The following is an 11,894-nucleotide window of genomic DNA, read 5'->3' on the forward strand; positions in this document are numbered from 1 at the left end:
TCCTCCATTTTTTAAAATACATTTTTAAATCTTCTTGTTTTACCATCATCAAAAACACAAACAGGACTTTTACCTATTTTTTCCAATTTCTGTTCTTCTTTTATTTTAAGAGTATCTCCAATACTTTTCATAGCATCTACTGCTAAAGCAAAACTACCTTTTTCAATTTTTCCATTGTTAGTTTTTAATAAATCTTGAAACTTCTCACCAACTAAATGTTTATTGTTTTGTAAGAATCTAAAAATATAAGATAATTTAGTATCATTATTTCTTTCTTTTACAAACTTTACTCCATCCTCTTTATATTTAGAGGCTAGATTATAAGCAGAATCAACTATAGTCCTTTTTTCTTCTTCCTCTTCAATAGTTTCATCTTCATCATCTACTATCTCTTTCTTTGAAAGCTCCTCATTTATATCAGTTTCCTCCTCATTTTCATCTTTTTTAGCAAATTGTGCTAAAAGCTGATCTATTTTTGAAGCAATATCATCTAATGTTGCTCTTTGTTTTTGCTCTGTTGCCATTGCTTCAGGGTCTCCTTCTGCTCCATCTTCTTTTACATCTTCATTTTTTTCAGAAAGCATAGAAATAAGCATATTTAACTTATTTTCAATAGAAGCTATCTTTTCAGTTTCTTTATTCTCAATATCTTCCATACTTTCATCTTTTTTTACTTCTTCTTTGATTTCTTCTTTTTTTTCTAATTCTTCAGACATTTTATCCTCCTTTTTTGTTGTTATATTTTCATTAGAATTAGGTACTATTTTTTTAAGACTATCTATTTGAATGGCTTTTTCGCTGTAGTTATCCCAATAACCATCAACTACTAAAGCTAAATGATCTATATATTCAAACTTTTCTTTTATTGTACCACTTTTATTTTCAATATTTTTTGTTTTTATGGCAGGAGAGGTAGATTTCAAGCCTTCATTAATTAATTTTAATACTTCAGGGTCATATATTCTAGCAATACACCAAACTTCTTTTACTTCTGGTTTTATATATGCTTGTACTATTGTTCCTACCACATGATTTTTATAATTCTCACCATTTAAAAGTTTGCTTTCTGGATGTTTTATTAATACAGGTATTCCTACACAAGATGTTAAAAATTCATCTGATAAAAAATCTTCCTCTAATCTATCTATTTTATAAGTTATAGGTTTGTTGTTATTATCAAGTAAAACATCTCCATTTTCATCTTCTTTATATCTTTCTGTTATACCAGTACCTGTAATTCTTAATTTTATATAAAAACTTTCCTCATAGATTTGCGGAGATTTTAAAGTCCCTTCAATAAGACCTTGTATCATTTCTCTATATTCAATTGTACTCATAAAAAAAATGATACAGTAAATAATAAAAAAAGATTTATACTATAGTTAGTTTATCATTATTTAATCATTTTTTATTTTTAATTTATCTTTTCTATCATCATTTTGTCCATCAAAAAAAGCACATATTCTTAATATTCTTTCATTTCTTCTTTCTGGATTTTTGTCAATAATTTTATTATATAAAAACCATTTGAGATTTGCTTCTGAAGTGCCTAACATTTCAGCTGCCTCTTTAATGTTAATTGAATGATAAGCAATTTTATAAAAAGTTTCTATAGGTATTTGATAAAGAAAACTTCTAGCATTCTTTTTTAAACATTTTAATTTACAAATTTTCTTACATTCATCAGTTCTATAAAATAAATGTTTTTCCTTATTTTCTTTTCTAATTTCTGCTAAATTACTGCTTTGTGTACATAGAGAAAGTAAGCAAGTATTTTGTTTAGCTAAAGGACAATCTTTAGAACAATAATTAAAACCATAAATCTTTATTTTTATTTCTATATTTTTTTTATTATTTTTTCCATAATCCTAATTCTATTATTTATTTGCTTTTAGATAATTTTTAACATAATAAAAAAAATAAATCTTGGAATAAAATCCAAGATTTATAAAAAAAAATATTTATAATAATTATACAATATTCGGAGGTTATATATGCTTAATATAGTTATACAAAGAAAAGAAGAATATGATAATGTAAAAAAGAATGAGAATGATAAAAATGCTGAAACTTCTACAGTAGGTAATTTAAGTGTATATGATGAGAAAGGAGAAAATATTTTCAGCTGCTTTACTTTAGAGAACGGCGGAGAGAGTACAGATATAAGCGGACAAGATAAAAGAATATTAGCTGGCGTTTATTATTTAAGATGGACTTCTTCAAACACTAATTCAGGTTTAGCTATTAAGTATGATTATTGGAAAAAAGCAAATCATTTAGAAAAAATAAAAGATGGCACGCAAGGAAAAAATATAGCTGTATGGGTGATGTCTGATACTATAAAAAACCACAATAAAAGAAGAATATTAATACATATAGGAAATTCCCCTCAAGATACTTTAGGCTGTATTTTATGCGGTTATATCAATGGAAATAACGGTAAAATCGGCAATAGCACAAAAGCTATTAATGATTTATTTTTACTTTTTGAAAAATATGGAATAGAAAACTTTAAGCTTACTATAAAGGAAATCTAATGAACCCTGAAGATTTACATGGTTTAGTAATATCCATAGCTCAAAGAGTTGGATTAAATAAAGACGGCAACAGAAACGGCAACGGCTTAATTACTGAAGTAGAAGAAATGGAAGAATATATCAATGTCAGTAAAACACATCAAAAAGAAATAGATATGCGTTTAGATATAATGGATAAAGACATAAAAGAGATTAAAGAAGATATAAAATACATAAAAAATGAACTTAAAGATAATATAAATATGAGGAGCTTTATTAATACAAAAAATATTTTGGGAGGCATAGCTCAGGTAATAACAAATCTTACAGTAATAGGCGGAGCTTTATATTTTATATTAAAAATGTTCTTTGAAAGGGGGTAAAACAATGATAAGACATAAAGCAAAAAGCATAAGCAATGTATTAAAATTACTGATAGCAGGCTTTATATTTTTTGAGTATCATTTTCAAAGCATAATAAAACAAGCCCCTCTTACAAGCGATGATTGTAAAGGATTGCTGTTTATAGCTATAGCAGGCTTTTTTATCTTGTTTCCGATAGATGCCAGCATATTTATACAAAATCTATATAAAGCTAAAAATATAAAAAATGAAATAAAATCAGATATTGAATAAATAAAGGAGGAAAGCGAGTACGAGCCAAACAGTAAACTTGTTTGCTGTTTACTATAAGGCGAGTACGAGCATAGCAATAATGAATAAAGACATAAATCATTTAATTTTATTTTGTGATGAAATGATAGCTAGAGATGTATATACAAAAGAGTTTCAAGATATAAAAGAAATATTAAAAGATTATGATACTACTAATAAACTAATAGAAAATAAAAAATATAACAGATGGAAAATGATTAAAAAATGAGCTTTTTATTAAATATATTAGGCAGTAAATGGACTTATATAGCTTTATTTATTTTAGCAATTTTTATAGTAGTTTTAATATTTGTGAATACTATTAAAAATTATGAAAACACTATAGATAACTTAGAAGAGCATATTGATAATTTGGAGATGACTAATAAAGTTTTATATAAAGAGCTTCAGTTTCAAAATGAGAAGATAGAGATATTAAAAAGCTACAGCAATTCTACAAAAATAATAGATAGTTTGGAAGATGACAAATTAAGCGATGTGAATATAGAGGCTGTTGCATCTATAAGCAATGACTACTATAACAGCTTTACAAATCAATAATATCCGATATGGGAATTTCCATATCGGAAAAATAAAAAAAGGAAATAATAAAATGATTAAAAAATATAGACAAAAAGGGATTAATAATATAAAATGAAATATAGATTTTGGGTTCTCCTGCTCCTATTTATTTTTTTAGCAGGCTGTTCTACTCAAGTGAAATATATTACTATTCCTATGAGTGAACCTCCTGCTATGTTTATTGTTGAAGATATTCAAACTGATAAGCAGTTAATCAAACAATATCAAAAAAGCATAATTAAAATAACTGAATGGCAAAAATGGTATAACATTCAAGTTGGAAGCAATTATTTTAAATTCACAAACAATATAGAAAAAAATAAAAGAAAACAATAGATAAAAAATAAATGCGGAAGCTCTTTAATAAAAAATATAGCAGGTGTTAATAGAAGATTTTATAAATATAACTTTTAGCTTCCGCATATATAAAGAACTGCTGTTTACTATAAGATAACCAGCAAAATCTAACAAATTAATTATTTATATTATTACTGATTATTTTTATTAATCTCTGTTCTTATATAATTAAATATTATATTTTTAGCATATAAACCAATATTTATATCTTTTTCTTTTGCACATTTTCTTAACAAGTTATTTTCTTCCTCAGTAAGTTTAATATAAACTGTATAACTATCTTTACGGTAATTATTATCATAGTTATTATTCTTTGCTGCATTATTATACATAAAAACCTCATTATTTTAATTTATTATATACTATAACATTAATATATTATTTTTCAATATTTTTTTTATAATCAGCCTTTATTTTTTATAAATTTTAATAATTTACCTAATGTATTAATTATTTTTTCAGCTTCTTTTTTTATAAAATTCATCTTTGCTGTGCATAAAACCTCCATCGCTTTTAATAATTTTATTTATAAATCATAATCATTTTTAAAATAATCTAAAATAAAATTAATAAGCTCTTCGGTGCTGTATTTTTTTATATTTTTAGTTTCATCTAATTTATATAAATCGGATAATATTTTTATTAAAACGTCTTTATTTTGAAGAATCAAATAATTATGAAGCTGCTTAATTGATTTAAACACGGTTTTTGAAGTACATATTTTAAACATACATTTTTAATTTTTATTTATATTATCTAATAATATTTTTTTAGCATACTGCCCAATGCTTAAATTATTCTCTTCAGCTATATTTTCAGCTTTTGAGTAGAGTTCTTTGCTTATTTTGAAAGAAATAGCTTTAACAGGCTTTACTTTTTTTTCAGGCGGAAGTTTCTTGCGTCCTGCTCCTTCTCTTCTGCCTCCGCTGTTAGCTCTGGCGCCGCCCCATTTATTTTTTTTGTTTTCTATATTTTCCATATTAAAAGCCTCATTTATTCATAACAATTATCAGATTAACAATATTTAATATTAATGCTGTAGAAGCTATAATTAAAGTAATATATTTAAGCATAAAAAACTCCTTTAAAAGTTGACAAACTTCTTATTTTTGATTATAATAACAAGTATGAAGTCCAACGGCTAGAGCTTGTCGGAAACTCTAACCGCTTTTGATATTGACTTTAAATTAGCCTTTTAAAGCTAAAATCAATGATATGATAGCAGTAACTAAACATATCAAAGAAGTCAAAAAATCAATTTTGGACTTCATATTTGCTGTCCTCCTTTTCTTTAGGATTAATTATATTATATATCTTGCTGAATAAAAAGTCAATACTTAAAATAGGAAATATTAATTTTTTTATTCTTTTTGTATGAGAACACGTGCAAATTTTTCTTTTCCATCGATATAAGGTCTGTACTGTTTTTCTTTTACTATTTTATATCCTTTTTCTAATATTCCGTTTAATATAGGTCTTACAGATACAGCAAAAGGCTTATCATAATCATTTGGAATAAAGCAATTATCTACAATTAAAGTTTCAGCATCATCGTACTTTTTATATTTTTCTGGTATTTCATCTAAAGGTACAATTTTTAAGTTTTTATATTTTGGTCTGTTTGTTATTTCTATATTTGTATACCAATGCCCTGCAGCAGTAGTTATTTCTTTTTTTGGGTTAAAATATTTATCTACACTGTTATAACCAGCCCATACTTTTTTATTTATAAAATAAGGGATATACTTATCATTTTTGCAATTTGTAATATTAGAAATAATCAAAAACTTTTTGCCGCTCCCTATAACTATATTCCAATAGTCTATAGCCCTTGAAAAAGGAGGATTAGTGCATACTATATCTGCTTCTTCTTTTAATATTTTTAATGATAAATCATCATCAAAAGAGCCTGTATATCCTTTAGGTGTTTCTATAATTTCATTAACTCCATCTTTAGTAAATATATATCCTTTAGCTCCTGCATTAAACAAATCCATCTGCCCGCTGTAATGCGTACATATTAATTTTTTTAATTTTAACCGCATAAAGTTTTTAATAAAATAAAGAGCAAAAGCAGATGTATCTTTTTCTGTTCTGCTTTCTCCTACGGCATCATCGCAGTTGCAAAACACGCACTTATTTTCCCAAATATCTATCGTGTACATCTCTGCTTCTTTTTCTACATCTTCATAACGAGTATAAAACTCATCGTTATTAATGTTTTTAGCCCTCTGCATAACATCTTTTTTTGTTAATCCTCTCTCTTTAAGTGTAGGGGTTGTTTTCTTTACTATTTTTACAACTGTCTTTTTTTCTTCAGGCTTTATATATATTTCTTTTACAAATAAATCATGCGATTTAATAAAATCTATATACATATCAAACAAAGCATTATTATAAAAATAAATCTCATTTCTTGACTGTTCTCTTAAATGAGGAAAATTATTTTTTATGTCATTTTCTATCTTACGCATATTTTTTACTTCGCATGTAAAAATATAAGAATAAATATTGTCTTTTGATTTTCCTGTAGTATTATTATATTCTTTTAATCTTCTTTCAAGATTGTCTGTGATGCCTATTTTACATTTAGCAGGCTCTAAAGATGCTTGTATTATATACAGATATTCTTTTTGCTTTACATAATTATTATTTTTATTTAAAAGTGTCTTGTCTTGTCTTGTCTTGTCTTGTCTTGTCTTGTCTTGTCTTGTCATAGTACAGCCATAGAATATTTTTATATAATCTTAATAGAAATTAAATATTTTACAACTGTATAAAAATATATACTGTAATATTAAACAAATACTTTATTAAATAGTTATTTTTATATTAATATAGTATAATAATATTATAAAAAAAGAACAGAAGTTAATAAAAGAAAAAGCAAGTCAAAGCAATATGAGTACTGCTGAATATATCAGGCAGGCTGTATTAGACAAAATAAATAATTAAAAATACAGACAGTCTCTAATTTTACGAATTATAGGCTGTCTTTTATTTTACAGCTATACATTAATATACTGGTTTTTATTTAAGATTTCTTTAGTATTCTGGTATAAGGCAAATCAAATCTCCTGCCGTTTAAAATATCTTCTGCCGTTAGTATCTGTACCCTGTCAAACTCATAATCGGCAAATAATCCGTCTTTCATTTTGAATCTGCCTGCGTTTTTACATTCGTTAATCATCTCCTGCGTAGGATTAGCATAGGATATAAGTCCTGCCATTTCCGCATCATTATTATTCATAGTGCCTATTAAATCCCTTATAAAAGAGGCTTGAAGTTTTTTATTAGATTTAACTGATAAAATCATTTTAGCTAAAGTTTTTTTCTCATCTTTATAGAAATATATAGAGCCGTCTATTCCTCCGTCTCCGCTTTTTTTAGTAGAAGCAAAGCCTCCGACTTTCTCAACTGCCCAATACTGAAATTGATAGCGTCCTTCATTTTTGCTTTTCTCACTTTTATGTATAAGCTCTTCAACCTGTTCTATAGTTATAGGTATGCCGTCTACAGTGTAGTCTCTGCCTTTCATTACTACAAGCGGATAATTTTCTTTTAATCTATTTTCTATTAAAGAAACAGAAAGCATACAGATGTCGATGCCTATCCATTTGCGGTTAAGTTTCTGCGCCGCATCTAATGTAGTACCGCATCCGCAAAAGGGATCCATTACAATATCGCCTTCTTTAGTAGTAGCTTTTATTATTCTTTCTAAAAGTTCAAGCGGTTTCTGTGTGGGGTACCCTAAACGCTCTTTAGCCTGAGAATTTATATAAGATATATCCCATACATCATGCATATTAATAAGATTATAAACTCCTTTTTCATCTTCAAAAAATTCTGCATTTCCTTTACCATAATTTATAATTCCTGCTTTTCTATATTTAGATTTAGTATAAGATTTTTCTTTCATTGGATAAAAATTATAAAAATTATTTTTAGAATACCATAATATTATATCATGCTTACGGCTAAAATGTCTTTTAGAAGCTCCGCCTGTTTTATAATGCCATACTATTTCATTTCTAAAATTCTTTATGCCGAATATGCCGTCCAGTAATATTTTTATATAATGGCTTGCTGTGGCATCGCAGTGTAAAAACAAAGAGCCTGTATCTTTTAGTTTGTTTCTCATTACTCTTAATCTTAAAGCCATAAAGACAAGATATGATAATATTTTAGAATTGGAATACTTTAAGGCTTCAGTCCAAGACAGCCAAAACTTAGCGAAGTTTTCATTATCATCTAAAATTAATTTATCATAAAAAGTTTTAATATCTTCTTCTTTTTCTTCGGTTAGCTCCCAAGCATCGCAGAAAGCTATAGCTTCTTCAGGCACTGGCTGACCTACATTTGTTGAATATATGCGGTTGTAATTTCTGTTGGAATTAAAAGGGGGGTCTAAATATATTAAATCTATGGAATTATCAGGTATTTTATCTTCCATAATGTCGAGATTGTCGCCGTAGAAAAGCTTATTTACATAATTATTTTTCTGTTCTGTTCTGTTCTGTTCTGTTCTGTTCTGTTCTGTTCTGCAGGCATAAGGAAATCCTATAATATAATTAGCATATTATAATAAAATCCTATTTAATTACAACTGTATAAAAATATATACTGTAATATTAAACAAATACTTTATTAAATAGTTATTTTTATATTAGTATATATAATTATATCTAAACCATTAAAAAGCCTCGTGTGAGGCAAATACGAGGCAAATAAGGGCATTCTAATAGCAAGCTGTAATATTTTATATGCTTTATTCTCTTTCCTTTGATTTTAATAATTCTACTAACTGCTTAACAGTTTCAAAATTATCAATAATATATTTTAAGTCTATATTAATTTCTTTTTTATTTTCTACTGCCTCTAATAATTTATCCTGATTATTATTTACTGTTGTAAATGACGGCATCCTTTGAGCTGCTTCCTGTAAATGCTTATCTCCGACATTCAAATAATGCCTTTCAGTAGTGCTTATATTCTCATGCCCTACAAGTTTTTGAGTAGTAGGTAAATCATTGCCTGCTTCATAACTGTCGTTTACAAAACCTGCCCTGAATTGATGTATATGAAATTTAATATTATATTTTTCATACAATCTTTTAGATAATTCTGATATTACATTTTTTTTTAATAGGACTGCCTTTTTCTGTAATAAATACGCAATCATTATTATCAGCGTATTTTTCTCTGTCTATTAAATAATGATTAAGATGTTCTATAACTAAATTAGATATTAAAATATATCTATATTTTTGTGTTTTAGGCTGAAATATTTTTACTGTATTTCTCTCAAAATCTATATCAGATATTTTAAGAGGTATTAATTCGCTCTTTCTTGCTCCAGTAGCACTATATAATAAAATAGCTATTAAATCTCTTTTTTCTATAAAAGTTTTAGATTTAGGGTATTCTTTAATAAAAAAATTATATACTTCTTTAAATCTTATAGGACTTGAACCTCTAATAATTTTTTTAGGTAAAGGTATTTTTAATATTGATAAATCTAAAGTATCTATTTTATTTTCATTAATAAAATAGAAATACTTTCTTAAAGCTGCTATTATGCAATTAATAGCTCCGCTTCCTTTTTTATAATGATTATTTAATTCACTTAATGCGTTTTTTATATCAATTTTATCTAATTCATTAATCTTTTTATTTTTGATAATATCTAAACTAAAAAACATTTTTAATAAAGATAGATTATGAGTAATTGTATTTTTGCTATTGTTGAATGAATAATAATTAGCAAACTCTTTATAATATACCATAAATAATTCCTCTGATTTTAAATTATTTTCTGGTAAATACAGAGAATTATCTATAGTATTATTCTCGTGAAGCAAATAGTTAAAATTTATTTTTTTTTGGAATAAATCCATAATTAATACCTTAATATTTATATAGTATATATAAATACAATATAATTTCAACTAAATTTTATAAAAAAATAAAAAAAAATATATTTTAAGTTGACATATTTATTTTTATATATTATAATAATATTATAATTAATTGTTTTAATGTTATGTAGAATTAAACAATATAGTTCTTTTGAAATAATTGAAAATAAAAATAAGGTCAAACCTTATTTTTATCGTAAGATTAAACCTCATTTTTCTTGTCTTGAACCTTATTTTTTAAACTAAAAAACGTGCAATATCTGTGGCTCCTAAACATTTAATAATATAATTTCTCATTGACTTTTATGATTACTCATTTATAATCAATTTTTATATACTATTATGGGCTATATTTATTTTTGGATTTTTAAAAATGCAAGAAAATAATAAATTAATAAATAATATAGATAACATAAATACTAAAATAAGAAAAATATTAGAAAATAATTTAATAGCAAATTTAATAATTATTTTTATAGGTCTTATTGCTTCTACATTTATTACAGCTGCTATTTTTATTTTGATGAATAATAGAATTTCTAAATTCATTATGGACTCAGAATATAATCTTACTTTATTCATTCCATTTTTTCATTTATTTTATTTTTTCTCTTTAAGTCTCATATTTTATATAAATAAAAATTTCAATTTAAAAAACATATTGATAACATTTCTATCGGTTGTTTTTATATTAGTTGTAGATTTAAGCAGCAGTTTTTTTGTAGGCAGTATTGATGATAAAGACTTTTTTGCACAAACTTATGTTATAAAATATATATATAATAATATAATATTTTTTATAATACTTGCTTTATCATATAACGGTTTTCAAGTATTAAATTCTAAAACCATTTCAGAGTTTTTTACTTTTTCTGCCGATATATCAATATTTGCTGCTTTAATAGCAGGTGTAGTATCAACAGTATTTGGAATATTTGCAGCAATAGTTCTATTTTTAATAAAAGATGTTTTTAATATTGAAGAGATTGTAATTAAATTAATAGTATTATCAATATCATTCTTTACTTCATTATTTCCATTTTTGGTATATACAGTTTATAGAAAAATGAAAACTAATATATCTATATATTTATCAAGAATATTAATGCCTTTTAGTTTATTATTTATATTTATACTTTTGATTCTTCTATTAATGCCTGATATAAGACCTTATGATAATAGGTTTACTTTTATACTTTATAATGTTATGCTTGCTGTGATTGTATTAAATATGTTCTTTATAAGAGTTGACTATAAATCAAGTATATTTACTAAGGCTTTATATATTGTTCTTCCTATAGTGGCAATATTGTTTGACATATTAGTATTAACTTCTTCTTTATATAGATTAGCTGAATATGGAATTACTCCAAACAAGATAACATTAGTAGGCACAAATTTAATAATGCTTGGAAATTTAGTTTTTATAACAATTTTTAACATAAAATCTATTTTAAATATTTTTAAAAATAATGAAGATATAAAAGATATTAAAAATATTACTATAGGAGACAATAAAACTGTATTTTATATATATGTTTACGGAGCATGGGCTTTTATAGTGTGTTTTATATTGCCTTTATTTTATAATTTCTTTAACTGATATTTTTTATTAAAATAAAAATTAACTTTTATTTAATATTTTATAATAGTTTACATAATATTTATATTTAAAGCTAACAGATGAATGACCGACAATAAATACTGCAAAGCATTGGGCTATGCAAATATTATAATTTTAAATAACTTATTGATTTATTAGAAAGAATCTATTTTATTAAATAAATTATTTGGGGCTGGCCCAGATAACTTAAATTTGTTAAAATTTAAGTATGAAACGTAGTAAATTAAGTGAAGAAAAACAATT

The 11,894-nt window shown here is 25.0% G+C and carries 17 protein-coding genes; 8 read left to right on the plus strand and 9 right to left on the minus strand.

The features are described from left to right. Nucleotides 1-11: 11 nt before the first annotated feature. Together Q0H31_RS06560 and Q0H31_RS06565 are read right to left on the minus strand one after the other, a co-directional pair. Complete coding sequence (locus Q0H31_RS06560) at nt 12-1,337, minus strand: DUF2213 domain-containing protein (RefSeq protein ID WP_295296559.1); 1,326 nt, start codon at nt 1,335-1,337, stop codon at nt 12-14. Between the two features lie 60 nt (nt 1,338-1,397). Beyond that, the gene (locus tag Q0H31_RS06565; protein WP_295296560.1) at nt 1,398-1,556 is read right to left on the minus strand and encodes a hypothetical protein; all 159 of its coding nucleotides are present in this window, start codon (nt 1,554-1,556) and stop codon (nt 1,398-1,400) included. A 438-nt stretch (nt 1,557-1,994) separates the two neighbouring features. On the opposite strand from Q0H31_RS06565, the gene Q0H31_RS06570 reads away from it, so the two are divergent. From Q0H31_RS06570 to Q0H31_RS06595, 6 genes are all read left to right on the plus strand, one after another. Beyond that, a complete protein-coding gene (locus Q0H31_RS06570; RefSeq protein WP_295296562.1) occupies nt 1,995-2,537 on the plus strand; it encodes a DUF5675 family protein in 543 nt (180 codons plus the stop codon). Continuing rightward, nucleotides 2,537-2,899 carry a hypothetical protein gene (locus tag Q0H31_RS06575; protein WP_295296564.1) on the plus strand — a complete coding sequence of 121 codons (363 nt, stop codon included), beginning with the start codon at nt 2,537-2,539 and terminating at the stop codon, nt 2,897-2,899. The genes Q0H31_RS06570 and Q0H31_RS06575 overlap by 1 nt, the downstream gene beginning before the upstream one ends. Nucleotides 2,900-2,903: 4 nt before the next feature. After that, nucleotides 2,904-3,152, plus strand: a complete 249-nt coding sequence (locus Q0H31_RS06580) for a hypothetical protein (protein ID WP_295296566.1) — start codon at nt 2,904-2,906, stop codon at nt 3,150-3,152. 79 nt (nt 3,153-3,231) lie between these two features. Next, on the plus strand, nt 3,232-3,399 hold the full coding sequence (locus Q0H31_RS06585) for a hypothetical protein (protein ID WP_295296568.1): 168 nt from the start codon (nt 3,232-3,234) through the stop codon (nt 3,397-3,399). Next, complete coding sequence (locus Q0H31_RS06590) at nt 3,396-3,731, plus strand: hypothetical protein (RefSeq protein ID WP_295296570.1); 336 nt, start codon at nt 3,396-3,398, stop codon at nt 3,729-3,731. Before Q0H31_RS06585 ends, Q0H31_RS06590 begins: the two co-directional genes overlap by 4 nt. Nucleotides 3,732-3,887: 156 nt before the next feature. Then, entirely contained in the window at nt 3,888-4,088 is a 201-nt protein-coding gene (locus tag Q0H31_RS06595; protein ID WP_295296572.1) for a hypothetical protein, read from the plus strand. 152 nt (nt 4,089-4,240) lie between these two features. Here Q0H31_RS06595 and Q0H31_RS06600 read toward each other — a convergent pair whose 3' ends face one another. The 4 genes from Q0H31_RS06600 to Q0H31_RS06615 form a co-directional block, all read right to left on the minus strand. Then, nucleotides 4,241-4,441 (minus strand): hypothetical protein, encoded by a 201-nt coding sequence (locus tag Q0H31_RS06600; protein WP_014934076.1) that lies wholly within the window; start codon nt 4,439-4,441, stop codon nt 4,241-4,243. A 194-nt stretch (nt 4,442-4,635) separates the two neighbouring features. Next, nucleotides 4,636-4,839 (minus strand): hypothetical protein, encoded by a 204-nt coding sequence (locus tag Q0H31_RS06605; protein ID WP_014934077.1) that lies wholly within the window; start codon nt 4,837-4,839, stop codon nt 4,636-4,638. Nucleotides 4,840-4,845: 6 nt separating this feature from the next. Then, entirely contained in the window at nt 4,846-5,088 is a 243-nt protein-coding gene (locus Q0H31_RS06610) for a hypothetical protein (protein WP_295296574.1), read from the minus strand. 382 nt (nt 5,089-5,470) lie between these two features. Further along, a complete protein-coding gene (locus tag Q0H31_RS06615; protein WP_295296576.1) occupies nt 5,471-6,826 on the minus strand; it encodes an adenine-specific methyltransferase EcoRI family protein in 1,356 nt (451 codons plus the stop codon). A 136-nt stretch (nt 6,827-6,962) separates the two neighbouring features. On the opposite strand from Q0H31_RS06615, the gene Q0H31_RS13230 reads away from it, so the two are divergent. Next, nucleotides 6,963-7,064, plus strand: a complete 102-nt coding sequence (locus tag Q0H31_RS13230; protein ID WP_367117127.1) for a DUF6290 family protein — start codon at nt 6,963-6,965, stop codon at nt 7,062-7,064. 79 nt (nt 7,065-7,143) lie between these two features. On the opposite strand, the gene Q0H31_RS06620 is transcribed toward Q0H31_RS13230, so the two are convergent. The 3 genes from Q0H31_RS06620 to Q0H31_RS06630 all read right to left on the minus strand — a co-directional run bounded on the left by Q0H31_RS06620 (nt 7,144) and on the right by Q0H31_RS06630 (nt 10,006). After that, entirely contained in the window at nt 7,144-8,562 is a 1,419-nt protein-coding gene (locus Q0H31_RS06620) for a site-specific DNA-methyltransferase (protein ID WP_295296577.1), read from the minus strand. Nucleotides 8,563-8,877: 315 nt separating this feature from the next. Then, complete coding sequence (locus tag Q0H31_RS06625) at nt 8,878-9,219, minus strand: tyrosine-type recombinase/integrase (RefSeq protein WP_295296578.1); 342 nt, start codon at nt 9,217-9,219, stop codon at nt 8,878-8,880. A gap of 4 nt (nt 9,220-9,223) precedes the next feature. Beyond that, nucleotides 9,224-10,006: a tyrosine-type recombinase/integrase gene (locus Q0H31_RS06630; protein ID WP_295296580.1), complete on the minus strand. Its 783-nt coding sequence runs from the start codon at nt 10,004-10,006 to the stop codon at nt 9,224-9,226. Nucleotides 10,007-10,400: 394 nt separating this feature from the next. On the opposite strand from Q0H31_RS06630, the gene Q0H31_RS06635 reads away from it, so the two are divergent. After that, complete coding sequence (locus tag Q0H31_RS06635) at nt 10,401-11,630, plus strand: hypothetical protein (protein ID WP_295296582.1); 1,230 nt, start codon at nt 10,401-10,403, stop codon at nt 11,628-11,630. Nucleotides 11,631-11,894 lie beyond the last annotated feature (264 nt).

Origin of the sequence: uncultured Brachyspira sp. (assembly GCF_934747485.1) — a bacterium.
In the GTDB taxonomy this organism is placed as follows: domain Bacteria; phylum Spirochaetota; class Brachyspiria; order Brachyspirales; family Brachyspiraceae; genus Brachyspira.

What these genes read in the sequence shown, in the direction of transcription:
- Q0H31_RS06590 (WP_295296570.1), top strand. Translation starts at nt 3,396, where the DNA reads ATGAGCTTTTTATTAAATATATTAGGCAGTAAATGGACTTATATAGCT.
- Q0H31_RS06570 (WP_295296562.1), top strand. Translation starts at nt 1,995, where the DNA reads ATGCTTAATATAGTTATACAAAGAAAAGAAGAATATGATAATGTAAAA.
- Q0H31_RS06585 (WP_295296568.1), top strand. Translation starts at nt 3,232, where the DNA reads ATGAATAAAGACATAAATCATTTAATTTTATTTTGTGATGAAATGATA.
- Q0H31_RS06560 (WP_295296559.1), bottom strand. Translation starts at nt 1,337, where the DNA reads ATGAGTACAATTGAATATAGAGAAATGATACAAGGTCTTATTGAAGGG.
- Q0H31_RS06615 (WP_295296576.1), bottom strand. Translation starts at nt 6,826, where the DNA reads ATGACAAGACAAGACAAGACAAGACAAGACAAGACAAGACAAGACAAG.
- Q0H31_RS06630 (WP_295296580.1), bottom strand. Translation starts at nt 10,006, where the DNA reads ATGGATTTATTCCAAAAAAAAATAAATTTTAACTATTTGCTTCACGAG.
- Q0H31_RS06620 (WP_295296577.1), bottom strand. Translation starts at nt 8,562, where the DNA reads ATGGAAGATAAAATACCTGATAATTCCATAGATTTAATATATTTAGAC.
- Q0H31_RS06610 (WP_295296574.1), bottom strand. Translation starts at nt 5,088, where the DNA reads ATGGAAAATATAGAAAACAAAAAAAATAAATGGGGCGGCGCCAGAGCT.
- Q0H31_RS06565 (WP_295296560.1), bottom strand. Translation starts at nt 1,556, where the DNA reads ATGTTAGGCACTTCAGAAGCAAATCTCAAATGGTTTTTATATAATAAA.
- Q0H31_RS06575 (WP_295296564.1), top strand. Translation starts at nt 2,537, where the DNA reads ATGAACCCTGAAGATTTACATGGTTTAGTAATATCCATAGCTCAAAGA.
- Q0H31_RS06580 (WP_295296566.1), top strand. Translation starts at nt 2,904, where the DNA reads ATGATAAGACATAAAGCAAAAAGCATAAGCAATGTATTAAAATTACTG.
- Q0H31_RS06605 (WP_014934077.1), bottom strand. Translation starts at nt 4,839, where the DNA reads ATGTTTAAAATATGTACTTCAAAAACCGTGTTTAAATCAATTAAGCAG.
- Q0H31_RS06600 (WP_014934076.1), bottom strand. Translation starts at nt 4,441, where the DNA reads ATGTATAATAATGCAGCAAAGAATAATAACTATGATAATAATTACCGT.
- Q0H31_RS06635 (WP_295296582.1), top strand. Translation starts at nt 10,401, where the DNA reads ATGCAAGAAAATAATAAATTAATAAATAATATAGATAACATAAATACT.